This window comes from Nonomuraea coxensis DSM 45129 (assembly GCF_019397265.1).
GTDB classification, from domain to species: domain Bacteria; phylum Actinomycetota; class Actinomycetes; order Streptosporangiales; family Streptosporangiaceae; genus Nonomuraea; species Nonomuraea coxensis.
Map to the genome: position 1 here is coordinate 6727345 of NZ_CP068985.1, position 25618 is coordinate 6752962.

Sequence of the window (25618 nt, forward strand, 5' to 3'; positions counted from 1 at the left end):
GCCGGTCAGGGCAGGGGCGGAAGGTCGGGCGGGGTGGCGGGCGGGTGCTCGTCGAGGGCGGCGAGCGCCAGCTCTATCGCCCGGTCGAGCTGCGGGTCCCGCCCGGCGGCCCGGTCCTGCGGCGTGGCGACCACCTCGACGTCGGGGTCGACGCCGTGGTTCTCCACCCCCCAGCCGTGCCCCTCCAGCCAGAACGAGTACCGCGGCTGGGTGACCCGGGTGCCGTCCACCAGGTGGTAGCGCCCGTCGATGCCGATCACGCCGCCCCACGTCCGGGTGCCGACGAGCGGCCCGAGGCCGCGGATCTTGATCCCGGCGCTGACGATGTCGCCGTCGGAGCCGGCGAACTCGTCGGTGACGGCGACGACCGGCCCGCGCGGCGAGTCGGCCGGGTAGCGGCGCGGCTCGAACCCGCGGGCCCGCATCCAGCCGCTGACCTTGCGGCTGAGCTTCTCCAGCACCAGCTCGGACAGGTGCCCGCCGCCGTTGTCCCGCAGGTCCACGACGAGCCCGTCGTAGGACATCTCGGTACGCAGGTCGCGATGGAACTGCGCCCATCCTGAGGCCACCATGTCCGGCACGTGCAGGTAGCCGAGCCGCCCGCCGGAGCTCTCCCTGACGTGGGCCCGCCGGCTCTCCACCCAGTCGTGGTAACGCAGCGCCGTCTCGTCGGCGAGCGGGCTCACCACGACCCGGCGCGTCTCGCCGCCCGACCCCGGCCGCACGGTCAGCTCCACCGGATGGCCGGCGGTGCCGGCGAGGAGGGCGAGCGGGCCGCGTACCGGATCGACCGGACGCCCGCCGACGGCGACGATCGCGTCTCCGGGACGGACCGCGACGCCGGGGGCGAGCAGCGGCGAGCGGGCCTCGTGGTCGGAGGACTCGCCGGCGAGGATGCGCTCGACCCGCCACACGCCGTCGGCGTCCTTGGCGAGGTCGGCGCCGAGCAGGCCCTGGCGGCGGCGCGGGTCGGAGCCGCCCGCGGGAGGAGTGGCGTAGGCGTGGGAGGTGCCGAGCTCGCCCTGGACCTCCCAGAGCAGGTCGATCAGCTCGGTGTGGGCGCCGAGGCGCTCGACCAGCGGCGCGTAGCGGTCGAGCACGGCCTGCCAGTCGACGCCGTTCATGTCCTCGCGCCAGTAGTGGTCGCGCATGAGCCGGCCGGCCTCGCGGTAGCCCTGCCGCCACTCGGCGACGGGGTCGAGCTGCACCGTGATCCGGTCGAGGTCGATGGTGACGACCTCGTCGCCCTCGCTCGCGGCGCGGGTCTGCAGGCCGTTCTTGCCGTGGACGACCAGGCGGGTGCCGTCGCCGCTCACCTCGAAGGAGCGGATCTCCCTGCCGAGCTCGCTCTTGGCGCGCTTCTTGAGGTCGTAGCGTTCCAGCACGGTCTCGTGGGTCGCGTCGCTGCCGTCGCCGAGCTGGCCGGCGAGCGGGTGGCGCAGCCACAGCAGGGCGTCCTTGGCGGTGCGCAGGTTGCCGTAGCGGCCGGCGGGCACCGGTACGGGCACCACGCGCGAGCCGAGCCCTTCGGGGTCCACCTCGGTCCGCGGCGGCGTGTCGTCCTTGGAGGATTTGTCGTCCTTGCCGGGCTTGTCGTCCTCGCCGTTGAAACCGCGGCCCTGGAGCGAGGGGTCGAACGGCGAGGGCGTGTCCGCCTTCAGCGGCACCAGGTACGGCCGGCACGCCTGCGGGAACGACATGTCGAAGACGTGCGCGTCGTAGACGGGATCGAAGGTGCGCATCGACAGGAAGGCCAGATGCTTGCCGTCCCGGGTGAACATCGGGTCGTAGTCGGCGAAGCGCACCGGCGTCACCTCGATCACCGAGGTGCCGTCCACCCGGCCCATCCTGATCTGCGACAGCGGCTCCTCGTGCGGATGGACCCAGGCCAGCCACGAGGAGTCGGGTGAGAACGTCAGCCCGCTGAGGTCGCCCTGCGAGGTGCGGTCCAGCTCGCGCAGCGCGCCCGACTCCAGGTCCACGACGAGCAGCCGCCCGTCGTGGGTGGCCACGGCGGCGTGCTTGCCGTCGGGTGCCGCCTCCAGCTCCAGCACCCGCCCGAGCTGCCCGGTCGCCAGCGTGCGGACCTCGCCGCCGGGCGTGCCGATCTCCAGGCCCTCCTCGCCGCTCGCGTCGGAGACCCAGATGGCGTGGCCGTCGGCGTCGAGCACGCGCGGCAGCCGTACGCGGACGCCGGGCTCGGCGCGCAGCGTGCCGGCGGGGCCGTCGCGGTGGGCGACCCAGTGGGCGGTGCCGCGGATCTCGACGGCGCTGGCCCGGCCGGTGGCGTCCGGCGCGTACGAGCCGACCCGCAGCGGCGCCGGCCGCCTGGCCCGTCCGGGGCGCGGCCCGCCGAGCCGGATGTCGAGCGGGCGCGGCTCGGCGTCCAGGCTCTCCAGCAGCCACAGGTCACCGGCGTGGCTGTAGACGATCCGCGTCCCGTCTCCGGTGGCGTGGCGGGCGTAGAACTCCTCGTGCGCGGTGTGCCGGCGCAGGTCGGAGCCGTCGGGCAGGGCGGAGTAGAGGTTGCCGACGCCGTCGGGGTCGGCGAGGAAGACCAGCCGGTCGCCGATCCAGTTGACCGCCCAGTGCTGGGCGGCGCTGTCGGCGAACAGGCGGGCGAACTGGCCGTCGCCGTCCGCGTCCACCCAGATCTTGGCGGCCGTGCCGCCCCGGTAGCGCTTCCACTGCGAGGGTTCGCGCCAGATGGACGAGACGGTGGCGACCCGGTCGCCGGAGATCGCGACGTCGCTGACCCAGCCGTACGGCAGCCGCTCGGCCGGCCCGCCGTCGAGCGGCACGGCGTGGGCCCAGGTCCGGCTGCGCGAGCCCTCCCCGGTGGAGCTGACGGCCAGCACCCGGCCGTCGTCGCTCCAGCCGCGCACCCGGGTCGTGGCGCTGCCCCAGAAGGTCAGCCGCTCGCCTTCGGGTCCGTCGACCTCGGCCGCGAACACCTCGGGCGCGCCTTCCCTGCCGCCGGTCCACGCGATGCGGGTGCCGTCGGGCGAGAACCGCGGCTCGCTCACGGGCACGCGGTCGGCGGTGAACCGCCAGGCGCGTCCGCCGCTGAGGGGGGCGAGCCAGATGTCGTCGTCGGCGACGAAGGTGACCAGGTCACCGTGGAGGTGCGGATATCTGAGGTATGCGCCATTTGTCACAGCTGCACATTAGTGTGCGGCGCCAAACCCGGCCCAAGAATTCTCCTCCTGGCGGACCGGCTACGTACGAGGAATGGCAAGACCGGGGTGTCCGGCACGCGCGGGGGCAGGTGGCCGGGCAACCGGATCGTGGAGGGGAACATGAGGATCTTCGCCCGCGCGCACCAGCTTCCGCCGCGGCTGGCGGTGGCCGCCTACATGCTGCACTCGGGGGCCGACATGGCCGGCGCCGACGAGGAGCGGGCGGCCGGCCTGCACGGCATGGCGGCGGGCGCCTACCCGTTCCTCGGCTCGATGGAGCCCATGTGCTTCATTCGGCTCCTGTCGCGGGCCGAGCTCGCGCTCGGGGCCGCGCTCGCGCTGCCGTTCGTGCCGTCGCTGCTGGCCGGGGCGGCGCTGACCGGGTTCGCGGGCGGGCTGGTGGGGCTCTACCTCCTGACGCCGGGCATGCGCCGCGAGGGCAGCCTCCGGCCGACGCAGCAGGGCATCGGCGTGGCCAAGGACGTCTGGCTGCTCGGCATCGGCCTGGGGCTGGTCCTGGAGGAGCTGGCCAGGTGCGGGGCTCCGGCACCTCGCCACTAAACCGGACATATCCGGGTAGCCGTGACACATGGTACAGATCGGCTACACCTTGATGTCGGAACAGACGCCGGCTCGCGAGCTGGTCGACTACGCCGCGGCGGCCGAGCGGATCGGCTTCGACTACGCCGTCATCTCCGACCACTACTTCCCGTGGGTCGAGGAAATGGGACACTCGCCCTACTGCTGGTCGGTGCTCGGCGCCGTGGCCCAGGTCACTGAGCGCATCCCGCTCATGACGTACGTGACCTGCCCCATCATGCGCTACCACCCGGCCGTGGTGGCCCAGAAGGCGGCGACGATGGGCGTCCTCAGCCAGGGCAGGTTCACCCTCGGGCTCGGCGCCGGCGAGAACCTCAACGAGCACGTCATCGGCGAGGGATGGCCGCCCGTCGACACCCGCCACCGGATGTTCGCCGAGGCCGTACGGATCATCAGGGAGCTGTTCGGCGGCGACTACGTCACCTACCAGGGCGAGTTCTTCGACGTCGACTCGGCCAAGCTCTACGACCTGCCCGACCGGCAGGTGCCGATCGGCATCGCCGCCTCGGGCGGGCAGTCGGCCGCCCTCGCCGCCGAGCTGGCCGACGCGCTGGTGATCAACGAGCCGATGCCGAAGGTCGTCGAGCAGTTCAACGCCGCGGGCGGGCGGGGCAAGCCGGTCTACGGCCAGCTCGCCCTCTCCTACGGCACCGACGCCGAGGCCGCCGAACAGCGCGCCCACGAGCTGTGGCGCTGGTCGGCGGTGGGCGGCTGGAAGGTCATGGCCGAGCTGCCTGGCCCGGTCAACTTCGCCGCGGCGGCCACCACGGTCCGGCCCGACGACGTGGCCGAGAGCGTGCCGTGCGGCGACGACGTGGACGCCGTCGTGCGGAGCGTCAAGAAGTTCGCCGACGCCGGCTTCACCCACGTCGCGCTCGTGCAGGTCGGCCACGACCAGCAGGAGCCCTTCTTCGACTGGGCCGAGAAGGAGCTCCTGCCGGCGCTCAGATCCCTCTGAGGCTCAGGGGACGATGTTGACCAGCTTGGGCGCGCGGACGATGACCTTGCGCGGCATGCCGGTCAGGTAGGCCGAGACCCTCTCCGAGGCCAGGGCCAGCGCACGCAGGTCCTCCTCGGAGATGTCCGGCGACACCTCCAGGCGGTCGCGGACCTTGCCCGCCACCTGCACCACGCAGGTGACCGACTCCTGCACCAGCAGCGCCGGGTCGGCGACCGGCCAGCCGGCGAAGGCGACCGGACCGGTGCGGCCCAGCCGCTCCCAGCCCTCCTCCGCGGTGTAGGGGGCCACCAGGGACAGCATGACGGCCAGCGTCTCGGCGGCCTCGCGGACGGCCGGGTCGGCGGGGCCGGGGCCCGAGTCGATCGCCTTGCGCGCCGCGGAGGTCAGCTCCATCATGCGCGCCACCGCCACGTTGAAGCGGTAGGAGTCGATCAGCTTGGTGACCTCGTCGATCGTGCGGTGCACGACCTTGCGCAGCTCGGCGTCGCCGCCCTCGACCGGCGTGCCGGGCTCGCTGGTGACCTCGGACATCACCCGCAGCGCGCGGGCCAGGAACTTCTGCGAGGCCAGCGGCGAGAGGTCGGCCCAGTCGATGTCGTCCTCGGGCGGACCGGCGAAGACCATGGTCAGGCGCACCGCGTCGACGCCGTAGGCGTCGATCTGCTGCCCCAGGTCGACGCCGTTGCCCAGCGACTTGGACATGGCCTTGCCGCCGTTGATCACCTGGCCCTGGTTGAGCATCCGCCTGAACGGCTCGGTGAAGTTCACCATGCCCATGTCGTGCAGGACCTTGGTGAAGAAGCGCGAGTAGAGCAGGTGCAGCACGGCGTGCTCGATGCCGCCGACGTACTGGTCGACCGGGCCCCACTTGCGCACCTGCTCGACGTCGAACGGGCCGTCGGTGTGGCCGGGCGAGCAGTAACGCAGGAAGTACCAGGACGAGTCGACGAAGGTGTCCATCGTGTCGGTGTCGCGCTGGGCCTGGCCGCCGCACTTGGGGCAGGCGACGTTGACCCACTCGGCGGCCGAGGCCAGCGGGGCCACGCCCTTGGGCGCCAGCGCCTCGCCGCGCAGGTCGGGCAGCGTGACGGGGAGCTGGTCGTCGGGGACCGGGACCTCGCCGCAGTCGGGGCAGTGGATGATCGGGATCGGCGTGCCCCAGTAGCGCTGGCGGGACAGCAGCCAGTCGCGCAGGCGGTAGTTGACCGCGCCGGTGCCCCTGCCCTCCTTCTCCAGCAGCTCGATGATCCGGGAGATGCCCTCGGCCTTGCTCAGGCCGTCCAGCGGGCCGGAGTTGACCAGCGTGCCCTCGCCGGGCGTGGCCACGCCGGTCTCGCCCGGGTCGGCCAGGCCGGTGTGCACGACGACCCTGACCGGCAGGTCGAACTTGCGCGCGAAGTCGAGGTCGCGCTGGTCGTGGGCGGGGACCGCCATGATGGCGCCGTGGCCGTAGTCGGACAGCACGTAGTCGGCCGCCCAGACCGGGATGCGCTCGCCGTTGACCGGGTTGATCGCGTAGCGGCCCAGGAAGACGCCGGTCTTCTCCTTGTCGGTGGCCAGGCGCTCGATGTCGCTCAGCCGGGCGACCTCGGCGCGGTAGGCCTCGAACGCGGGCCGCTGCTCGTCGGTGACGATCTCCTCGGCCAGCGCGGCGTCGGCGGCGACGACGAAGAACGTGGCGCCGAACAGGGTGTCGGGGCGCGTGGTGTAGACCTGGACCGGCTCCTCGCGGCCCTCGATCTCGAACAGCACGTCGGCGCCCTCGGAGCGGCCGATCCAGTTGCGCTGCATGGTCAGCAGCCGCTCGGGCCAGCCGTGGAGCTGCTCCATGTCGTCCAGCAGCCGCTGCGCGTAGTCAGTGATCTTGAAGTACCACTGGGTCAGCTCGCGGCGGATGACGTCGGCGCCGCAGCGCTCGCACTTACCCGCCACGACCTGCTCGTTGGCCAGCACCGTCTGGTCGTTGGGGCACCAGTTGACCAGGCCGCCCTTGCGGTAGGCCAGGCCGCGCTCGAAGAAGCGGACGAACAGCCACTGGTTCCAGCGGTAGTAGTCGGGGTCGCTGGTGTGCAGGCGGCGCGACCAGTCGAAGGACAGCGCGTAGCGCTTGAAGGAGTGGGCCTGCGTGTCGATGTTGGCGTAGGTCCACTCCGCCGGGTGCGCGTTGCGCTTGATCGCGGCGTTCTCGGCGGGCAGGCCGAAGGAGTCCCAGCCGATGGGGTGCATGACGTTGTAGCCCTGCTGCATCCAGTAGCGCGCCACGACGTCGCCGAGCCCGAACGCCTCCGCGTGGCCCATGTGCAGGTCGCCCGACGGGTAGGGGAACATGTCGAGCATGTAGCGCCGCTCGCGGGGGTCGGCGGGGTCTTCGCTCGCCCGGTAGGGCTCCTGCTCCTCCCAGCGCTGCAGCCACTTGGCCTGCAGTGCCTGCGGGTCATACTCACTCACGGCTACTGTCCTTCTGGCTTGACTCGGACCCATAAGAAAACCCCCCGTGCACAACGAGGGGTAGCCGCGACGGCGAGACTCAGGGCCGTCGCGGCCCGCTAAGAAGCAGGGTCGCGGAACGCATGTGTCAAGCCTAGCGCACGTCTTCGGCTGAATGCAGGCAGACGATCGACGGGTACCGGCACAATGGACGCTTCAGGGTTGACGAGACCCGATGGTGATGTATCCGTTGTGACCTCATTCGTCCCAGAAGATTACCCTTGTCGCCGTGGTATACCCAGCTGAGCGCGATCGACCGGAGGACGGCCTGCCCATGCAGGACCCGCCCACGGATCCGCATGGCTTCGCTCGTTTCGCTGCGGAACCACCCGCATCTCCTGGAAAATCCCATGAGATCATGCCTGGTACGTCAAATCCGGATATAAGGGTTGATCCGGACAGAACTTCGGGAGGACCGGCAGACATGGCAACGGATAACTCCGGACCACACCTGCCCCCGTCCTGGCCGGATGCGCCCCGCAGGGAGCAACCCCCCTCGTGGGCCAGCACGCCCTCCGAGCACGACTCCTCCCCCTCCTGGGCCGGCACGCCCGCCGCGTCCGAGGTGCCCATGTCGTGGCCCGAGTCGCCGCGGCCCGCCGGTCACGACCCGGCCTGGCCGGAACCGCCGCGCCCCGAGAGCTCCTGGCCCGAGCCGCCCCGCACGTCCCGCGGCCCCGCCAACGGCGCGGGTTACGGCGGCGGCGCCAACGGGAGCGGCCCGGGGAACGGCGCGGCCGGCGAGAGCCGCCGCGCGGACGCCGCGCGGTCCTACGGCGCCCAGGACCCCGGCCCGTCCTGGCCGGAGCCGCCCCGCCAGGACTCCGGCTGGCCCGAGCCGCCGCGCAAGGACGGCGGCGCCCCGGCGTGGGCCGGCGAGCGCGGCAACGGCCGGCCCCCCGGGCCCGACCCCCTGCTCGGCTCCCATCCCGACCAGGCGATGGGCTCCGGCCCCAACCGGATGCAGGACCCGGCCATGAACTCCGGTCCCAACCGGATGCAGGACCCGGCGTTCGACGCGGGGGCCCACCGGGTGCCCGATCCGGTGCCCGCCTGGCAGCAGCCGCCGACGCCCTCCGCCGGCGCGTGGGCCAACCTGTCCACGCCGGCGCCCTGGCCGCCCCGCGCGCCGGAGCCCGCCGAGGCGCCCGAGCAGCGCCCGTACGACGCCGCGTCGGCCCCGGCCTCGTTCGGCCAGGCCGCCGCCGCGCCCGCCGGAACCCTGCCGCACGAGGGCCCGTCCGGGCCGCACGGCCCGCCGCCGCAGGCGCCCGAGGAGCGCACGATCACCTACGGCCGCCAGGGCGAGACCCACATCGGCGCCCCGCCGGGTCCCGGCGAGCACGGGCAGCCGCCCCAGCAGGGCCCCCGCCCCGGCTCCAACCTGAGCCGCGACCCCTCGGACCCGGAGCACAGGTTCGTGACCGCGGGCCAGATCAGCGGCTCGCGCACCCCGCCGCCCGAGCGCCAGCAGGAGCTCTGGGACACCGTCTTCGGCGACAACTACCAGGCGATGGGCGAGCGGGACCCGCTGGACGACGACGACGAGGGCAAGCCGATCTGGATCTACGCCCTCGGCGGCTCGGTGGCGATCGCGCTGGTGGCCGCGCTGTTGTGGGCGTTCCTGGCGGGGCCGCTGGCCGGTGAGGACGCGGCGAGCACGGCCGCCGCCGGGCCCACGGCCTCGCAGAAGGCGAGCGCGACCAAGGCCGGAAACTCGATCGGCCCGCTGCCGAAGTACTCCGGCAAGGCGTCGCCGGTGATCGGCCGGGTGCCCGACCAGGAGGCCGGCATCTCCGTCCCGCGTCTCGGCGGCACCTGGCAGCTCGACCAGCGCGCGACGGTCAAGGGGACCTACGGCTACGCCACCCGCCAGTTCGTCCCCGTGACGGAGGACAAGGCGGCCATGGTCATGTCGGGGGCGCTGCCGGAGCGGCTGGCGTCGTACTACGACAAGGACGACCTGGAGCCGGTGATCAAGCAGGTCGTGCTGGACGCCAGGAAGCGGTTCTTCCCGTCGGACAACAAGGTCCGCAAGGTCGCCCAGCAGGCGATCAAGGTGGGCGACCAGAGCGGGCGGCTGATCGCGTACTCGCTGACGTCGGGCACCGACAAGGCGACGATCGTGACGATGGCGGTCAACACCGGCGGCAGCGTGCCCGCCATCGTCTTCGTGTCGATCCCGGCCGAGAGCAAGCAGCTCCTGCCCGACATCCGCGTCGTGATGAACCAGCTCAGACTGGGCTAGAAGCGGCACTCCATGTGCTTGATGCCGTTGATGAAGGAGGAGTGCAGCCGGTCCGGCTCGCCGCCCTCGATCTGGGGCACCCGGCGCAGCAGCTCACGGAACATCACCGTGATCTCGCGCCGGGCCAGGTGCGCGCCGAGGCAGAAGTGGGGCCCGGGCCCGCCGAAGCCGACGTGCGGGTTGGGGTGCCGGGTGATGTCGAAGCGGTACGGGTCCTCGAACACCGCCTCGTCCCGGTTGGCGGCCCAGTAGAACAGGACGGCCTTCTCGCCCTTGCGGTAGAGGTTGCCGTTCATCTCGAAGTCGCGGGTGACCTTGCGGCGCATGAAGTTGACCGGCGAGGCCAGCCGGACGATCTCCTCGACGGCGGCGGGGGCCCGGCCGTCGAGGTCCTCCAGCCAGCGGGCCCGCTCGCCGGGGTTCCTGGTGAGCAGGTGGAGGCCGTGGGAGATGGCGTTGCGGGTGGTCTCGTTGCCCGCCACGACGAGCAGGATGAAGAACGAGCCCAGCTCCTGCATGGTCAGCCGCTCGCCGTCGATGTTGGCGTTGACCAGTGACGAGGTGAGGTCGCCCGTCGGGTTCTCGGTGCGGTGGGCGGCGAGGTCCTGGACGAGCTGCTGGAGCTCCATGCCGGCGGTGAGCAGGCGGGTGGCGATCTGGTCGAGGTCGCCGCCGGTGTACTCGGGGTCGAAGCCGCCGAGGATGATGTTCGAGCGGTCGAAGACGAACGTGTAGTCCCGCTCGGGGATGCCCATCATGTCGCAGATGATCTTCAGGGGGAGCCGGGCGGCCACCTCGGTGACGAAGTCGACGCCGGGGCCCTTGGCGAGCAGGTCGTCCACGATGGCGGTGGCCGCCGCGTCGACGTCCGCCTCGAACTGCTTGATCATCTTCGGCGTGAACGCCCGCGAGACGATCCTGCGCAGCCGCGCGTGGCGCGGGTCGTCCATGTTGATCATCGAGCCGAAGTACTCGGTGAACTCGGCCGGCATGTCGGGGATGTTGGTCGCGCCGCCGTCACCCGAGCAGAAGACCTCCGGGTTGCGGCTGGCCTCCAGGATGTCGGCGTGCTTGACCAGCGCGTGGTAGCCGGGGCCCTTGGGGGCGATGCCGACGTCCATCTCCTCGAAGAACGCGGGGGTCTCGCGGGCACGCAGACGGTCGAAGGCCTGCTCGCGCTCCTCCATGGGCCTGGCCCAGAAGTCGCGGTCCGACAGGTCGAAGTCGAGGACGCTCATGAGGCAATCATTCGAAAAGCAGGCACTTACGTCAATGGTTCTTACGTACACCGTACGTACGTGATCACTCCGAGCCTCATCCTGTGGCTAGAATGAGCGCCACGTACGCGTTCTTCTTCGCCCTCGGCTAGCGATCCGCCGGCGGGTCGCGGAGCACCCACCGCCGGCGATGCGGGACGGCTGAATCAGCGCCGTCCCTGGTCGCGACGTGGGAGAAGGACACGCGCATACTTTTGCCGTGGCCAGGGCGGTGCACGGCATCGAGCCCCTGGTGGCCACGGAGATCCGGCGTTCCGGCGCGGGCGTGATCCGCGGGATGCGCCATCGCGAGGTCTGGTTCGAGACCACCGGCACGGAGGGGCTGCCCGCGCTGCGGACGGCCGACGACGTGCTGCCGGCCGCGGCCGGCGCGGGTGCCGTACCACTCGCGGCGCGGCGGGGCGCGGCCGCCCGGCGGGGCGACCGCCTGGCGGGTCACGATCGAGGACGAGCGCGCGGTGATCGCGGTACGGCCGGCCCCGCGGCCGTTGCACCGGCGCGCGTACAAGACGGCCTCCGTCCGGGGCACCCTGCACCCGCCGCCGGCCGCCGCCATGGGAGAGCTCGCCGGGCTCGCCGGGGCGGGCACGGCGGCGGCCGGGGTGGGGACGGTGCTGGACCCCTGCTGCGGCGCGGGCACGACGCTCAGGAAGGCGTAGGGAGGATCAGGCGGGCCCGAGCCAGTCGAGGATCAGCCGGTTGACCTCGTCCGGCCGCTCCAGGTGCAGGAAGTGGCCCGCGTCCGCCACCACCTCGGTACGCGAGCCGTCGGGCAGCTGCTCGGCGGCGTCCTTGACCAGCCCGGCGCCCAGGCAGCCGTCCTGGGCGCCGTGCAGGTAGAGCACGGGCCCGCGCGTCACCGGCTCCGGCGCCGGGTAGCGGCCCGAGGGCGGGGTGGTGCCGAGCATGGCGCGGTAGTAGCCGATCGCGGCCGCGAGATTGGCCGGGTCGTCGAGCAGGCTGCGGCGGACGAAGGCGAGGTCCTGCGTCGCGTCGTACCCCGGGGACCAGTCGCGCCAGAGGCCGTCGAGGAAGCCGGGGGCCGCCGCGGCGGTCTCGGCGAGCGGGGTCTGGAAGAGGAAGATGTAGAACGAGCGCCGGAGCTGCTCGTAGTCGAAGAAGGCCCCGGCCAGCGCGCCCGGCGGCGGCACCGCCAGCGCGACGGCCCGGCGGAAGCGGTCGGCGCACTGGTAGACGGGGAAGGCGCCCCAGTCGTGCCCGATGACGACGGCGTCCGGGCCGCCGCCGAGCTCCTCGTGCAGCGCGCGGACGTCGGCGACCAGCGCCGCCTCCTCGTACGCCCCGTCGGCCGGGATCTCGGTGGGCGCGTAGCCGCGCAGGAACGGCGCGACCGCCCGGTAGCCGCGCTCGGCGAGCGCCGGCATCAGGTGGCGCCAGGTGTGCGCGGTGTCGGGGAATCCGTGCAGGCACAGCGCGAGCGGACCCTCACCCAGGGTCAGACACGCGAACTCCAGCCCGTTGGCGTGGACAGTCCTGATCTCCATGGTTGCGAAACCTAGCACTCGCCCCGGAAGGGCGGTCAGACGGTGTAGCGCAGGTGTTTGACGCCGTTGATGAAGTTGGACAGCAGGAAGTCCGGCTCCCCCGCCGCGCGGATGCCCGGCAGCCGGGTGAACAGCTCGCGGAACATCACCGTCATCTCCCTGCGCGCCAGGTGGGCGCCCAGGCAGTAGTGCGGGCCGGGGCCGCCGAAGCCGACGTGCGGGTTGGGGTCGCGGGTGATGTCGAACCTGTCGGGGTGGTCGAAGACGGTCTCGTCCCGGTTCGCGGAGTTGTAGAAGAGCAGCACCTTGTCGCCCTTCTTGTACGCCGTCCCGTTCATCTCGTGGTCGCGGGTGAGCGTGCGGCGGAACTGGATGACCGGGGTGGCGTAGCGGACGATCTCGTCGCAGGCGGCCACGATGTGCGCGTCGAAGTTCGCCAGGAGCAGCTCGCGCTGCTCGGGATGGTCGGTGAGCAGTTTCAGCCCGTAGGCGATGGCGTTCCTGGTGGTCTCGCTGCCGGCCACCACCAGCAGGATGAAGAACGAGCCCAGCTCCTGCGACGACAGCCGTTCCTCGCCGTTGACCAGCAGGCTGACGAGGTCGCCCGTGGGCCGCTTGCGCCGCTCGTCGCCGAGGCGGGCGGCCAGGCGGTTGAGCGAGTAGCCGGCGTGCAGCAGCTTGGCCAGGCCGCGGGCCACGTTGACGCGGCCGAAGTCGGGCGACAGGCCGGTGTACTCGGGGTCGGCGTTGCCGAGGATGACGTTGGTGCGCCGCAGCACCATGTCGTGGTACTGGGCGGGGATGCCCATCATGTCGCAGATGACGCGGACCGGGAGCCGTGCCGCGATCTGGGTGACGAAGTCGCCCGGCCCCTCCTCGACCGCCCGGTCCACGATCTCGGCGGCGGCCCGCGCGAGGTCCTCCTCCATCTTGGCGAGGATGCGCGGGGTGAAGGCGCGGGAGACGATCCGCCGCAGCCTGGCGTGCCGCGGATCGTCCATGTTGATCATCGACCCGAAGTACACGCTGAGCCAGCGCGGCATGTCCGGGATGCTGTTGGAGCACGGCTCGCTGCTGAAGACGGCCGCGTTCCTGCTGGCCTCGGTCACGTCGGCGTGGCGGACGAGGGCGTAGTAGCCCGGTCCGCCGCCGATGAACGGCACGGCCTGCTCGCGCACGAACACCGGGTGATCGAGCGCGCGCAGCCGCCGGAAGGCATCCATGCGCTCGGCCTGCGGCAGCGCCCAGAAGGGGATGTGCGACAGGTCGACGTCGGTGGACAGCGTCATGCCTTCCACGATTGTGCAAGTGACCACTTACGTCAAGGGCGGCTCACTCCGCCCGAGGCTCAGGCCCCTCCGAGGATGAGATCCGCCCCCTTCTCGCCGATCATGATGGCGGGGGCGTGCGTGTGGCCGCGGTTGAGCGTCGGCATGACCGACGCGTCCACGACGCGCAGGCCCTCGACGCCGCGCACGCGCAGCGACGGGTCCACGACCGAGCCCTCGTCGACGCCCATCCGGCAGGTGCCGGCCGGGTGGTAGAGGGTCTCGGCGCGCTCGCGCACCCACTGGGCCAGCTCCTCGTCGCTCTCCTGCCCCCGGTAGGGCTCCATGGGCCCGCCCGCGTACGGCCGCATCGCCGAGGTCGCGAACACCTGCCTGGCCGCCTTCAGCCCGGCGACCAGCCGCCGCACGTCGGCCTCCGCGCTCAGGTAGGCGGGGTCGATCACCGGGTCGCGGCCGTTCAGCGTGATCCGGCCGCGGCTCTCCGGCTGCAGCAGCACCACGCCCACGGTCAGGCCGTGCCCGGTCTTCGGGCCGAGACCGTGCTCCACGAACGGCACCGGCGCGAAGACCAGCTCGATGTCCGGCGCGGGCTCCTCCGGCGAGGTGCGCAGGAAGGCGACCGCCTCGCCGACGTTCGTGGTGAGCATGCCGGAGCGCAGCACGAGGTAACGCAGCAGGTTGCCGACGAACTCGGCCTTGTGGAGCGTGACCGGCTGGGGGCAGGTGACGTACACGCCGGAGGCGAGGTGGTCCTGGAGGTTCCTGCCGACCTCGGGCAGGTCGTGCACGACCTCGACGCCCGCCTCGCGCAGCTCGGCGGCGGCGCCCACGCCCGAGCGCATGAGCAGGTGCGGCGAGCCGATCGCGCCCGCGGCCAGGACGACCTCGCGCCGCGCCGTGAGCCGCGCGCCGCCGCCGTGCTCGACCCCCACCGCGCGGCGGCCGTCGAACAGCACCCGCTCGACGGTCGCCCCGGTGACCACGGTCAGGTTGGGCCGCTTGATCGCCGGGCGCAGGTAGGCGTCGGCCGAGCTCCAGCGCCGGCCGCGGTACTGGGTGACGGGGGTCGGGCAGTAGCCCTCGTTGGAGGGGCCGTTCAGCTCCCGCAGCCGCTGGTAGCCCAGCTCCTCGCAGGCGCGCAGGAACGCGGCCGTGGTGACGTTGGGGCTGCGCAGCTCGGAGATGTGCAGCGGGCCGTCGGTGCCGTAGACGTCGCCGGCGTTGCTGCCGACCCGGTGCTCGGCCTTGGTGAAGTACGGCAGCACGTCCGCGTAGGACCAGCCGGGCACCTCCCACTGGTCGTAGTCGCGCGCGCAGCCGCGCACCCACATCTGGGCGTTGAGCGAGGACGAGCCGCCGATGACCCGCCCGCGCGGCCAGTAGAGCTCGCGGCCGGACAGCTCGTCCTGCTTGGCCGTCGTGTAGTTCCAGTCGTAGTCGGTCTTGAAGAGCTTGGCGAAACCCGCGGGCATGCGGATCTCCAGCTTGTCGTCCTGGCCGCCCGCCTCGACCAGGGCCACAGACACGCCCGGATCGGCCGACAACCGGTTGGCCAGCACGCAGCCCGCCGAACCGGCGCCCACGATCACGTAGTCGTACTCCATGGTTCCTCCGTGGGGCAAGTAATTGACTACTTGCTTAGCTCACGCGGGCGGGGACGTCCATATCCAGTTGTAACCTCCGTTACCTACCGGTCGGTATGCCCTTGCTGCGAAGATGGCGCGATAGCCGGTCTAGAGGAGGAAGGCGTCATGCTGAATCTGTCGATCGTCCTGGAGGACAGCGCCAGGAACAACCCTGACGGCACTGCCATCGTCTTCGGTGACATGCGACTGCCGTACTCGATGATCGACACCGTGGCCAACCAGGTGGCGAACCTGCTGGTGTCACGCGGCATCCGCAAGGGCGACAAGGTCGCGCTGGCCTGCCCCAACCTGCCGTACTTCCCGTTCGTCTACTACGGCATCCTCAAGGCCGGGGCGACGGTGGTGCCGCTCAACGTGCTGCTGCAGTCCCGTGAGATCGCCTACCACCTCGACGACAGCGACGCCAAAGCGCTGTTCTGCTTCGAGGGCACGCCCGAGCTGCCGCTCGGCGAGCGCGGCAAGGCCGGGTTCGAGGCCGCCGAGGGCTGCGAGCACTTCTTCGTGCTGCCCGCCACCCCGCTCGCCACCGAGTCGGAGTACGGCGAGTCGTTCTGGGCGGCGCTCGGCGGCATGGCGGCCGAGTTCGAGACCGTGCAGACCGCGCCCGACGACACCGCGGTCATCCTCTACACCTCCGGCACCACGGGCCAGCCCAAGGGCGCCGAGCTCAGCCACCAGAACATGCTGATGAACGCCATCGTCAGCGACCGCATGTTCCCGGCCACCGAGGGCGGCGACGTCTACCTGGGCGTGCTGCCGATGTTCCACTCCTTCGGCCAGACCACCGTCATGAACACCGGCTTCCTGCGCGGCGCGACCGTGGTGCTCATGCCGCGCTTCGAGCCGGGCGAGGCGCTGGAGCTCATGCGCAGGGAGGGCGTGACGTTCTTCGCGGGCGTCCCCACCATGTACTGGGGCATGCTCACCAAGATCCACGCCGAGGGCGCCGAGGTGCCCGGCACGCTGCGGATCGCCGTCGCGGGCGGCGCGTCCTCGCCGGTCGAGGTGCTGAAGGACTTCGAGAAGACCTTCGGCGTCGGCATCCTGGAGGGCTACGGCCTGTCGGAGACCTCGCCGGTGGCGAGCTTCAACCAGCCGGGCCGGCCGGCGAAGCCGGGCACCATCGGCACCCCCATCTGGGGCGTGGAGATGAAGCTCGTGGACGGCGACTGGAAGACGGTCGAGGGCGAGGGCCCCGGCGAGATCGCCATCCGCGGCCACAACGTCATGAAGGGCTACTACGGCCGCCCCGAGGCCACGGCCGAGGTCATGCACGACGGCTGGTTCCGCACCGGCGACATCGCCACCCGCGACGCCGACGGCTACTACGCCATCATCGACCGCGCCAAGGACATGATCATCCGCGGCGGCTTCAACGTCTACCCGCGCGAGCTCGAAGAGGTCCTCATGACCCACGAGGCCGTCTCGCTGGCCGCCGTGGTGGGCGTGACGCACGAGTCGCACGGCGAGGAGATCAAGGCGTACGTCATCAGGACGCCGGGCGCCACGATCACCGAGGACGAGCTCATGGCCTGGTGCAAGCAGAACATGGCGGCCTACAAGTATCCGCGGATCATCGAGTTCCGCGACGCGCTGCCCATGACGGCCACCGGCAAGATCCTCAAGCGCGAGCTGCGCTGACCCTTCGTCCCGGGAGCCCGAAGCAGATCCGCCTGACATTCCCCGATGAGCCGGCCGCCACCTCGGCGCGGAGGTGGCGGTCGTCCCTCACCCGTCCTCCCCCAGCAGCGCCAGGGCCAGGCTCCGCACCGAGCGGGTGAACCGGCGCGGGTCCTCCGGCGGCGTCACGTGCCGGATCAGCGCCCCGTCGAAGACCGCGAGCAGGGCGTGCGCCACGAAGCCCGCGTCCAGTTCCGGGCGGGCCTCGGCGACGAGGTCGCTGAGGTGGCGGTGCCAGGAGCGGTAGCTGGGGTCGTCGTACTTCTCCTCGGCGCACGCCTGCTCGTGCGCCGCCAGCAGGATCGCGTTGCCCTCGGCGATCGCGCCCAGCCCGTCGAGGAAGGCCAGCAGCCGGTCGCGGGCCGGCGCGCCGGGGCCGAGCGGCGGCGGGCCGCCGGCCACCGCCTCCCGCAGTTCCTTCGAGCGCTCCTCCAGCAGCGCCTGCAGCAGCCCGGCGCGGCTGCCGAACCGCCGGAACACGGTGCCCTTCCCCACCCCGGCCAGCGCCGCGACCCGGTCGATGGACACGTGATCGCCGCCGCCCTCCGCCAGCAGCCGCTCCGTCGCCCGCAGCACCGCCACCCGGTTACGCGCCGCGTCCCCACGCTCCGGCCGGTCGCGCGCGCCCTCGGCCCGCTCCGGCCCATCGCGCGTGGCGTCGATCCGCTCCGCCCGCCCGTCTGCCCTCACGTCCCGTCTCCCCCTCATTGTTGCGGACCGCCGGTCCGCTTATGCTAGCGTACGGAGCCATCCGGACCGACGGTCCGCTTACTGTGGAGGCAGCTCGACCATGCGCGCTCTCGTCACCGACCCCGGCGCTCCCGGCGCCCTGCGCCTCGGCACCGCGCCCGAGCCGGAGCCCGGCCCCGGCCGGCTCGTGCTCGACGTCCACCACGTCTCGCTCAACCGCGGCGAGGTCATCGGCGCCGCGGGACGCCCGCCGGGCACCGTCCACGGCTTCGACGCGGCCGGGACCGTCCGGCGGGCGGCGACGGACGGCACCGGCCCGGCCGCCGGCACGCGGGTCGCCGCGTTCGGGGAGGGAGCGTGGGCGCAGCGGATGGCGGTGGACGTCACGGCCGTGGCCACCGTCCCTGACGGCGTGGACCTGGCCGCCGCCGCCGCGCTCCCGATGGCCGGCCTGACCGCGCTGCGCGCCCTGCGCACCCGCCCGATCCTCGGCCGCCGCGTGCTCGTCACCGGCGCGGCGGGCGGCGTCGGCCGCTACGCGGTCCAGCTCGCCGCCCTCGGCGGCGCCCACGTCATCGCCTCCGTCGGCTCGCCGGCCCGCGCCGCCGGACTCACCGGGCTGGGCGCGGCCCAGGTGGTGATCGGCCTGGAGGGCGTCGGCGAGCCCGTGGACCTGATCCTCGACAACGTCGGCGGACCCCAGCTCGCCGCCGCCTGGCCGCTGCTCGCGCCCGGCGGCGACATCCAGGCCATCGGCTGGGCCTCGGGCGAGCCCGCCGTGCTCGCGCCGTACTCGCTGTTCGCGCTCGGCCCCGCGCGGACGATGAGCACGTTCGGCGACGTGAGCGAACCGGGACCGGACCTCGCCACGCTGCTCGCCTTCGTGGCGTCGGGCCGGCTGTCGCCCGAAGTGGGCTGGCGCGGCCCCTGGGACCGGATCGGCGAGGCCGCCACCGCCCTGCTCGACCGCCGCCTGGCGGGAAAGGCCGTCCTCGACGTCACCCCGGCGCCGGGAAGGACGGCCCCCTAGCCGCCTGCGGGAAGGTCAGGGCCAGTCGCGGGCCGGGCGCAGCGGCATGCCCGAGCGGCCGTCGTCGCCCAGCTTGACCGCCAGCACCTGGTGGAGCTGCACCTTGTTGCGTTCGAAGCCGACGATGCAGCCGGCCATGTAGAGCGCCCAGACGCGGGCGGTGCCCATGCCGACCTCCTGGACCGCTTCCTCCCAGTTGGCGTCGAGGTTGTCGCACCAGTGGCGGAGGGTCTTGGCGTAGTGCTCGCGGAGGTTCTCCTCGTGGTGGATCTCGAAGCCGAGATCCTCCATCTGGCGGATCAGCCAGCCCACCGACTCCAGCTCGCCGTCGGGGAAGACGTAGCGGTTGATGAAGCCGCCCTTGTTGAAGGTCTTCTCCTTGCCCGTCGGGCGGGTGATGCAGTGGTTGAGCAGCCGGCCGCCCGGCTTGAGCTTGCCGTACAGGAAGGCGAAGTACGCCGGCACGTTGTCCTTGCCGATGTGCTCGGTCAGGCCGATGGAGCTGACCGCGTCGAAACCGGTCTCCTGGACGTCGCGGTAGTCCATGAAGCGGACCTCGGCGAGGTCCTGCAGCCCCTCGTCGGCGATGGCCTTCTGCGCCCACTCCGCCTGCTGCTTGCTCAGCGTGACGCCGAGCGCCTTGACGCCGTAGTGCTTGGCGGCGTGGATGACCATGCCGCCCCAGCCGCAGCCGACGTCGAGCAGGCGCATGCCCTCCTTGAGCCCGAGCTTGCGGGCCACCAGGTCGAACTTGGCGAACTGCGCCTCCTCCAGCGAGGAGCCCTCCTCGGGGAAGGCGGCGCAGGTGTAGGCCATCGACGGCCCGAGCACCCACCGGTAGAACCGGTTGGAGACGTCGTAGTGGTGGTGGATGGCCTCGGCGTCGCGCTGCTTGGCGTGCCGGGAGCCCAGCCGGGCCAGCGTGCTCTGCCGTATCTCCTGCGGCGGCGGCGGGACCCGCATGAGCAGCGGCTTGACCCCGAGCGCCCGCACCGCGGCCACCTTCTCGGCGGGGGTCAGGTCGTTGGTGGTGATGTGCCACATGCGGTCGAGCAGGGTGTACATGTCGCCGTGCACGTCCATGTGGCCGGAGACGTACGCCCGCGCCAGGCCCAGTTCCCCCGGGGCCTGCGCCAGGTAGGCCACCGCGATCGGCGACTTGACCTCGAGCGCGAGGTCGGCCGCGTCCGGCCCCGCCTTGCTGCCGTCATAGGCCATGAACGCGATGTTGGCGTCCTTGCCGACGATTTTCTCAAAGATGGTTGCCAGAGCCATCGACTCACCTTCCCCGCACACACTTGTCGTACAGGTCCAGCAGGCGTCCGTTCGGGTCGTATTCCTGCTTGACCGGCCAGTAGGCGTCGCCGTTGTACAACTGCCAGAACTGCTCAGGGCCGTAGAAGGACGTCGAGTAGAGCGACTTGTGACCGTCGAGATCGTGCACGGCGTTCTCGATCAGCCGGTTGTAGTAACCGTCGAACTGTCCCCGTGGCAGCGGCACCATACCCCAGAAGCCGAAGTTGACATACAGCCGTCCCGGCTCCAGCGGATAGAGCGGCCAGCGCGAGCCGGCCCGGAGCGGGCACATCCACACCGGGGTCATGCCCACCTTGTCGTGGAAGAACTCCAGGAACTCCGCGCCGCGCTCGACGGGCGTCTCGACGTCCTGGATGACCGACTCCTGGACCGGCTGGTCGCGCCAGCGGTCGACGCGGGCGGTCACGCCGTATCTGCGGTCGAGCGCGACGAGGCGGCGGTAGACGTCGGAGCGCATCCAGCGGCGCGGCATGAGCGAGCGGACCACGGGCTGCTGCACGCCGAAGGCGCGCGAGCACCAGAACCAGTCGGTGTCCCAGCGCCACAGGTAGTCGTGGATGGTCAGCCAGTCGCGGTTGCGCTGCCTGATCGACTGGTAGTAGATGCGCATGCCGGTGTAGTCGGAGACGTAGGGCGCGCGCTCGGCGAAGCGGCCGAGGGTGATGTACATCTCGCCGGGGTCGAAGAAGACGCCGTCCACGAAGTCGACCCGCTCGCCGTCGTGGACCATGCTCTCGCAGATCTCCTGCATCGCGAGCATGCACTTGGCGGCGTCGGTGAACCTGACATGGGTGAGACGCACGTACGGCTGGACCTTGCGCAGCCTGATCCTGATGCGCAGGGCGTAGCCGAGCGTGCCGTAGGAGTTGGGGAAGGCGCGGAACAGCTCGCGGTGCTCGTTGTCGTCGCGCGCCACGATCACCCGGCCGTCGCCGGTGAGGATCTCCAGCTCCTCGACCGACTCGTGGGGCAGGCCGTCCCTGAAGCTCGTCGACTCGATGCCGAGGCCGGTGACCGCGCCGCCGAGCGTGATGGTCTTGAGCTGAGGCACCACGTACGGCATGAGGCCGTGCGGCAGGGTCGCCTCGACGAGGTGCTCGTAGGTGGTCATGCCCTGGACCTCGGCCGTCATGGTCTCGGGGTCCACGCTGATGACCTCGTCCAGGTCGCGTGCCGACAGCTTCGCGGTACGGCCGGAGTCGCGGAACCTGAAGAGGTTCGACGTCGACTTGGCCAGGCGGGGCGCGGCGCCGCCGGGGATCTCCGCGTACGACTGCCTGATCTGCTCTACTGCCCGTCGGTGTGTCGACATCGTCGTCGTCACCAAAGCACCCCCTGGAGCTGGTAGAGATCGTCCGTCAGCACGGTATCTCCCGCTAGCGGCTCGGACCAGACCGGGGTCGTTAAAGACACGAAAACTGTTTATCGTGCCAAGTGAATCGGTTATCGGGTAGTCATGTCGGGAAACTTCCTCCTGACCGTGGCCGGAAGCCCGTTCACCACACCGGTCACCTCGCGGCCTTCGACGGCGGCGAGGAGGTTGTCCACGACGGCGGTCAGCAGCCGGCCGCTCGCCTCCAGGGTGACGCCCGCGACATGGGGGCTGAGCAGCACGTTCGGCAGTTCGCGCAGGGGGTCGCCGGGCGGCGGCGGCTCGGTCTCGAAGACGTCCAGCGCGGCCCCGGCCAGGTGGCCCGCGCGCAGCGCCCGCACCAGCGCCGCCTGGTCGACGACCTCGCCGCGGGCGGCGTTGACGAGCAGCGCGCCGGGCTTCATCCTGGCCGGGTCGACGAGGCGCGTGGTCTCCTCCGACAGCGCGATGACGACGACCACGACGTCGCTGCCCGCCAGGAGTTCGCCGAGGTCCTGGTAGGCGGGGTCCTCGCGGGGGGTGCGGGTCCAGAAGCGGACCTCGCAGCCGAGCCCGCGGAACAACTCGGCGCAGGCCACGCCGATCGGGCCGTGGCCGACGACGCCGACGCTGCGCCCGCGCAGCTCGTACGGCCGCAGGCTCTGCTGCGGCCACTCCCCGGCCCGGACCGCGGCGTCGCCCGCGACGAGCCGGCGCGCCAGCGCCAGGGCGGCGGCGAGGCACCATTCGGACACGGCGACGGCGCTGACGCCGGGCGTGTTGGCCAGCGGCACGCCGGCCGCCGTCAGCGCGCCGAGGTCGTGGCCGTCCACGCCGACCGAGGGCTGCTGGACGAAGGCCAGCCGGGGCGCGGCGGCGACGGCGGCCCCGTCGAGGACGAGCGTGCCCGTCCAGTCGCCGAGCACGATCTCGGCGTCCGGCAGCGCCGCCAGGAGGGCGTCACGGTCGCGGGCGGCCGGCACCCGCACGTCCACCCGGTCGCCGAGCGGGGCGAGCAGGCGGTGGATGAACGCCTCGGGCAGCGGCGGCAGGGCGAGCAGGGTCCAGGGGCTCATGCCCCCACCGTAAAGCTGTTGATCACCTGCCGCATCAGCCGCTGGCTGCGGGCCCACTGGCCCTCGGCGACGGTCCAGGACAGGACGTAGGCCGTGTCGCCGACGACGACGGCCCTGCGCAGCTCGCGGTAGCGGGCGCCGGGCGTGACCCAGGGCGCGCCGCCCTCGGCGCCCGCCGCGTAGGTGAGCTCCCACTCCAGCGCCCTGACGCCCTGGTGGTCGACCGTGCGCCGGCCGCGGGTGACGACGTCCTCGGCGCTCTGCCGCAGCTCGTCGCGGGTGGTGATCATCAGCTCGGCGGGGTCGGTGTTGCTGTAGACGGCCTGCACGCCGAAGTGGGCGTTGCCGTCGCGGCGCGTCCACTCCGTGTACGCCTCCCGCCGCGCCCCCCGCCAGCCGTAGGGCCGCAGGACGGTCCAGCCGTCGGGCGACCGCCAGGCGCGTACGAGCGGCGCCGCCGCCCGCGTGACGCGCGGCGTGGCCGTCGGGCTCGCGCTGGGCGTGGGCGTGCCGGGCGTCGCGACGGGGGTGAGCGGGGCGGTCGCGGCGGCGGCCGCGGTGCTGGCGCGCGGCGCCCCCTCGGCGGGCGTGGCGAACCTGAAGTAGCCGAACGCGCCCGCGCCGATCACCACGACGGCGACCGTGGCCGCCGCGAGCAGGGCCCGGCCCCGGCCGCCGCGCCCGCGCCGGGGCTCGTCGCCGTCGTCGTAGGCGGGGCGGGAGGCGGCGGCGAGCTCGGCCAGCAGCCGGTCGGCCTCCTCGGCGCCCAGCCGGTTCTCCGGCTCCTTCTGCAGCAGGCCGCGGAGCACCGGGTGCATGGCGGGCGGGATGCGCCGGTAGTCGGGCTCCTCGTTGAGCAGGGCGTTGAGCGTGGCCATGGCCTCGCCCCGCTCGAACGGCGAGCGGCCCACCATGCAGGCGTACAGCGTCGCGCCGAGCGACCACAGGTCGGAGGCCGGCCCGGCGGCGTCGGCGCGCACCCGTTCGGGGGCGAGGAAGCTGGGCGAGCCCGTGACCATGCCGGTGCGGGTGAGCGAGGCGTCGCCCTCGACCGTGGCGATGCCGAAGTCGGTGAGCACCGCGCGGCCGTCGTCGGTCATGAGGATGTTGCTCGGTTTGACGTCGCGGTGCAGGATGCCGGCCTCGTGCGCGGCGCGCAGCGCCGACAGCACCTGGCGGCCGACGTCGGCGGCCTCGCGGATCGGCAGCGCGCCGGTGCTGAGCACGACCTGCTCGACCGTGGGGCAGCTCAGCAGCTCCATGACGATCCAGGGCCGGCCGCCCTCCTCGACGACGTCGTAGACGGCGACGACGCCGGGATGGTTGAGCTTGGCGGCGGTGCGGGCCTCACGGACCGTGCGCATGAGCTGACGTTCCCTGTCGCCCGCCGGCAGCCCGTCGGGCAGGACGACTTCCTTGATGGCCACCTGACGGTTCAGCAGCGTGTCCCGGCCTTCCCAGACCACGCCCATCCCCCCGCGGCCCAGCTCGCGCACTAACTCGTAGCGCCTGGCGATGAGCCGGTTGCTATCCGATACCATGTCCGTCCCCTGTAGACCACCACGAACAGTGGGCAAGTTTCCCATACCTGATGGGCGTGCGAGGGAAGCTCGCGAAGCCTGCTTGCACCAGATGACCGAATGTTGTTCTACTGTGCCTATGACTGATGGACGTCGCGGCCCGCTGGCCGGTGTGCGCGTGCTGGAGCTCGCCGGGCTGGCCCCGGGGCCCTTCGCGGGGATGATGCTGGCCGACCACGGGGCCGAGGTGCTGCGGGTGGACCGGGTCAAGGCCGTCTCCGACCGGCCGCGCACCGACGTGATGGACCGGGGCAAGCACTCGATCGGGCTGGATCTGAAGTCGCCCGAGGGCGTGGCCGCGTTCAAGGAGCTGGCGCGGCACGCCGACGTGGTGATCGAGGTGTTCCGGCCCGGCGTCGCGGAGCGGCTCGGCATCGGCCCCGACGACCTGCACGCCGTCAACGACCGGCTGATCTACGGCCGGATGACCGGCTGGGGCCAGGACGGGCCGCTCGCCTCCACGGCCGGCCACGACATCGACTACATCGCGATCTCCGGCGTGCTGTCGATGCTCGGGCGCGAGGGCGGCAAGCCCACCCCGCCGATCAACATCCTCGGCGACTTCGCCGGCGGCGGCCTCATGCTCGCCTACGGCGTGCTGCTGGCGCTGTTCGAGCGGGAGCGCACCGGCAAGGGCCGGGTGATCGACGCCGCCATGGTGGACGGCGCGTCGATCCTGTTCGCGATGTTCTACCAGGGCGTGCAGAGCGGCTTCTGGGGGCCGCGTGGCACGAACCTGCTCGACACCGGCGCCCCCCAGTACGACACGTACGAGACCGCCGACGGCGAGTACCTGGCGGTGGGGTCGCTGGAGCCGCAGTTCTGGAAGGCCATGGTCGAGCTCATGGGCCTGACCGACCTGCCCGACCGCGACGACCGGGCGCAGTGGCCGGCGCTGCGGGCCCGGCTCGCCGAGGAGTTCAGGAAGCGCACCCGGGCCGAGTGGGAGAAGGTGTTCGACGGCTCGGACGCGTGCGTGTCGCCCGTGCTGTCCATGTCCGAGGCCGCCGCCCACCCGCACAACGTCGCCCGCGACTCCTTCACCGAGGTCGGCGGGCTCGTCCAGCCCCGGCCCGCGCCGCGCCTGCTGGGCGTGCCCGCCCAGGACCTGTCCCCCGCCACCCGCCTGACGGACCTGTCCGGCTGGGGCCTCACGCGGGAGGAGGCGGACCGGCTGCGCGAGCGGGGGATCCTCGGGTGATCGCCGGCGCGGCGCCGGCCCGGCCGGAGCCGCGGATCTTCTTCAGATCGCGAGGTAGAGGTCGACGCCGTCGGGGTGGTGCACCTCGACGTCCGTCGTGAACGCGCGCGGCGGCACCCCGCCGGACTCGGTGTGCTGCCACACCCGCTGCCACGCCTCCGTCAGCGCCTGCGGAAGCTGCCCCCTGGCCTCGACCAGCAGCGCCTGACCGGCCGGCACGCGCACGGCCACCATGCCCTCGGGCAGCCGCGGCGCGATGCGCACCCCGACGCCGACGATCTCGGTGAAGGCCCCCTTGTGGTCGTTCTCGTAGTCGGTCAGCACCGCGTAGAGGTTCTCGTCGATCCGCCCCGGCACGTGCGCGAAGACCCCCGGCGCGCCCGCGCGCTGCCACAGGGCGGGCAGTCTGGCGCGTGCCGGGTCCATCTCGTCGGCGTTGCTGGTGCGTACGACCCAGCCGACCACCGTCAGCTCCGCCCGCTCGGTGACGTTCACGAGCCC

Annotated in this window: 19 protein-coding genes; 7 read left to right on the forward strand and 12 right to left on the reverse strand. The window is 72.2% G+C overall.

Features of this window, described 5'->3' with window-relative positions; genetic code table 11:
• Positions 1-5: 5 nt before the first annotated feature.
• Positions 6-3158, reverse strand: a complete 3153-nt coding sequence (locus Nocox_RS31500) for a S41 family peptidase (protein ID WP_020544575.1) — start codon at positions 3156-3158, stop codon at positions 6-8.
• 141 nt (positions 3159-3299) lie between these two features.
• Between Nocox_RS31500 and Nocox_RS31505 the strand changes: the two genes are divergently transcribed.
• Positions 3300-3740: a hypothetical protein gene (locus Nocox_RS31505; RefSeq protein ID WP_033409784.1), complete on the forward strand. Its 441-nt coding sequence runs from the start codon at positions 3300-3302 to the stop codon at positions 3738-3740.
• A gap of 28 nt (positions 3741-3768) precedes the next feature.
• The gene (locus tag Nocox_RS31510; RefSeq protein ID WP_020544573.1) at positions 3769-4737 is read left to right on the forward strand and encodes a TIGR03557 family F420-dependent LLM class oxidoreductase; all 969 of its coding nucleotides are present in this window, start codon (positions 3769-3771) and stop codon (positions 4735-4737) included.
• 3 nt (positions 4738-4740) lie between these two features.
• Here Nocox_RS31510 and leuS read toward each other — a convergent pair whose 3' ends face one another.
• Positions 4741-7221: a leucine--tRNA ligase gene (gene leuS, locus Nocox_RS31515; RefSeq protein WP_026214620.1), complete on the reverse strand. Its 2481-nt coding sequence runs from the start codon at positions 7219-7221 to the stop codon at positions 4741-4743.
• A gap of 430 nt (positions 7222-7651) precedes the next feature.
• Between leuS and Nocox_RS31520 the strand changes: the two genes are divergently transcribed.
• Positions 7652-9475, forward strand: a complete 1824-nt coding sequence (locus Nocox_RS31520; protein ID WP_157383184.1) for a hypothetical protein — start codon at positions 7652-7654, stop codon at positions 9473-9475.
• On the opposite strand, the gene Nocox_RS31525 is transcribed toward Nocox_RS31520, so the two are convergent.
• A complete protein-coding gene (locus tag Nocox_RS31525) occupies positions 9472-10713 on the reverse strand; it encodes a cytochrome P450 (protein WP_219495525.1) in 1242 nt (413 codons plus the stop codon). The two genes, Nocox_RS31520 and Nocox_RS31525, sit on opposite strands and share 4 nt — an antisense overlap.
• Positions 10714-11126: 413 nt before the next feature.
• Between Nocox_RS31525 and Nocox_RS31530 the strand changes: the two genes are divergently transcribed.
• Complete coding sequence (locus Nocox_RS31530; protein ID WP_020544570.1) at positions 11127-11411, forward strand: hypothetical protein; 285 nt, start codon at positions 11127-11129, stop codon at positions 11409-11411.
• A gap of 6 nt (positions 11412-11417) precedes the next feature.
• Here Nocox_RS31530 and Nocox_RS31535 read toward each other — a convergent pair whose 3' ends face one another.
• Genes Nocox_RS31535 through Nocox_RS31545 form a run of 3 tightly spaced genes read right to left on the reverse strand, consistent with a single transcriptional unit; the run spans position 11418 to position 15150 of the window.
• Positions 11418-12257, reverse strand: coding sequence for an alpha/beta fold hydrolase (locus Nocox_RS31535; RefSeq protein ID WP_020544569.1), 840 nt, complete (start codon positions 12255-12257; stop codon positions 11418-11420).
• Between the two features lie 35 nt (positions 12258-12292).
• Entirely contained in the window at positions 12293-13546 is a 1254-nt protein-coding gene (locus Nocox_RS31540) for a cytochrome P450 (protein WP_020544568.1), read from the reverse strand.
• Positions 13547-13605: 59 nt separating this feature from the next.
• Positions 13606-15150: a GMC family oxidoreductase gene (locus Nocox_RS31545; protein ID WP_020544567.1), complete on the reverse strand. Its 1545-nt coding sequence runs from the start codon at positions 15148-15150 to the stop codon at positions 13606-13608.
• 147 nt (positions 15151-15297) lie between these two features.
• Between Nocox_RS31545 and Nocox_RS31550 the strand changes: the two genes are divergently transcribed.
• Positions 15298-16833 carry a long-chain-fatty-acid--CoA ligase gene (locus Nocox_RS31550; protein WP_020544566.1) on the forward strand — a complete coding sequence of 512 codons (1536 nt, stop codon included), beginning with the start codon at positions 15298-15300 and terminating at the stop codon, positions 16831-16833.
• An 87-nt stretch (positions 16834-16920) separates the two neighbouring features.
• On the opposite strand, the gene Nocox_RS31555 is transcribed toward Nocox_RS31550, so the two are convergent.
• Positions 16921-17562 (reverse strand): TetR/AcrR family transcriptional regulator, encoded by a 642-nt coding sequence (locus Nocox_RS31555; RefSeq protein ID WP_020544565.1) that lies wholly within the window; start codon positions 17560-17562, stop codon positions 16921-16923.
• A gap of 100 nt (positions 17563-17662) precedes the next feature.
• Between Nocox_RS31555 and Nocox_RS31560 the strand changes: the two genes are divergently transcribed.
• On the forward strand, positions 17663-18592 hold the full coding sequence (locus Nocox_RS31560) for a zinc-binding dehydrogenase (RefSeq protein ID WP_020544564.1): 930 nt from the start codon (positions 17663-17665) through the stop codon (positions 18590-18592).
• Positions 18593-18607: 15 nt separating this feature from the next.
• Here Nocox_RS31560 and Nocox_RS31565 read toward each other — a convergent pair whose 3' ends face one another.
• From Nocox_RS31565 to Nocox_RS31580, 4 genes are all read right to left on the reverse strand, one after another.
• Positions 18608-19867, reverse strand: coding sequence for an SAM-dependent methyltransferase (locus tag Nocox_RS31565; RefSeq protein ID WP_020544563.1), 1260 nt, complete (start codon positions 19865-19867; stop codon positions 18608-18610).
• A 4-nt stretch (positions 19868-19871) separates the two neighbouring features.
• Positions 19872-21221 carry an FAD-binding oxidoreductase gene (locus Nocox_RS31570; protein WP_020544562.1) on the reverse strand — a complete coding sequence of 450 codons (1350 nt, stop codon included), beginning with the start codon at positions 21219-21221 and terminating at the stop codon, positions 19872-19874.
• A gap of 131 nt (positions 21222-21352) precedes the next feature.
• The gene (locus Nocox_RS31575) at positions 21353-22336 is read right to left on the reverse strand and encodes an NAD(P)-dependent oxidoreductase (protein ID WP_020544561.1); all 984 of its coding nucleotides are present in this window, start codon (positions 22334-22336) and stop codon (positions 21353-21355) included.
• Positions 22333-23877: a serine/threonine-protein kinase gene (locus Nocox_RS31580; protein ID WP_084685742.1), complete on the reverse strand. Its 1545-nt coding sequence runs from the start codon at positions 23875-23877 to the stop codon at positions 22333-22335. The genes Nocox_RS31575 and Nocox_RS31580 overlap by 4 nt, the downstream gene beginning before the upstream one ends.
• A 118-nt stretch (positions 23878-23995) precedes the next feature.
• Between Nocox_RS31580 and Nocox_RS31585 the strand changes: the two genes are divergently transcribed.
• On the forward strand, positions 23996-25117 hold the full coding sequence (locus Nocox_RS31585; RefSeq protein WP_026214617.1) for a CaiB/BaiF CoA transferase family protein: 1122 nt from the start codon (positions 23996-23998) through the stop codon (positions 25115-25117).
• A 42-nt stretch (positions 25118-25159) separates the two neighbouring features.
• Here Nocox_RS31585 and Nocox_RS31590 read toward each other — a convergent pair whose 3' ends face one another.
• The gene (locus Nocox_RS31590) at positions 25160-25612 is read right to left on the reverse strand and encodes a GyrI-like domain-containing protein (protein WP_020544559.1); all 453 of its coding nucleotides are present in this window, start codon (positions 25610-25612) and stop codon (positions 25160-25162) included.
• Positions 25613-25618: the final 6 nt, after the last annotated feature.